This is a genomic window from Bradyrhizobium sp. Kon10, assembly GCF_055807395.1.
Genome location: NZ_JBVVOZ010000108.1, coordinates 1 through 754, shown reverse-complemented (window position 1 = coordinate 754; position 754 = coordinate 1). Strand labels below are relative to the sequence as shown.

Annotated in this window: 1 protein-coding gene; it reads left to right on the top strand. The window is 53.8% G+C overall.

The window, feature by feature from the left end; all coding sequences use genetic code 11:
• Window positions 1-284: 284 nt before the first annotated feature.
• Window positions 285-473 (top strand): hypothetical protein, encoded by a 189-nt coding sequence (locus tag AC0L2O_RS36265; protein ID WP_473373131.1) that lies wholly within the window; start codon window positions 285-287, stop codon window positions 471-473.
• Window positions 474-754 lie beyond the last annotated feature (281 nt).

Here is a 754-nt window from a genome sequence, read left to right as displayed (position 1 = left end):
CCTATGATGAGGAAACAATCGCGCAGCTCAAGCAGATCGGGGCAATTTAGCCTGAAGATGATTGTCGTATCTTACGATCGCAGTTTCTCGGACGGCCAGAGTTCACCCTCTGCCAATTGCAGCTCGAAAGCATCGCATTCGTGCAAATCGGTACATGATTCGAGCTGAATCGTCCTCCAAATCGGCGACAAGCGGCTTTGCGGCGCCGCTAGAGTTCTCGCAAAAAAATCATAACTGCCGATTATCGCCAATCGCAACCATGGGAGTGAAAGTATGAGCCTTTGATGAACCGCAGACATATCCTGCGGGCGGGCTCCTCCGCCATCTCGGCGGGTGCGATGAATTCCACAGCCGGCGGTGCGCTGGCGGCGAATACGGATGAGCTACGCGTCCTCGTCTACGGTGGCGACGTCGCGAAGGCATACATCGAGGCCTTCGTGAACCGTTCGAAGAAAAGACGGGAATCAAGGTAACCGCGAAAATCACCGACCAAATCACCTTCGCGCAGCTTGAGCTCAGGGTGAACTCAAAAAATCGTTGCTGTTGACGTCGCTCCGATCACTCAGGGCTCTGCCATCATCGGGAGCGAAAAAGGCCTGCTTGAGCCGATTGTTGCGATTGCCTTCTTATCAACTATCGTCGGCACGCTCGCGGCTCAACCGCACCGTTCTTCGAGTACGTAGCATTGTTACGATGGCGATTCTCACCCCGATAACCGTTCCAAGCATCGTTGTCGGTATTGCAGCTTATCTAA

What these genes read in the sequence shown, in the direction of transcription:
- AC0L2O_RS36265 (WP_473373131.1), top strand. Translation starts at nt 285, where the DNA reads ATGAACCGCAGACATATCCTGCGGGCGGGCTCCTCCGCCATCTCGGCG.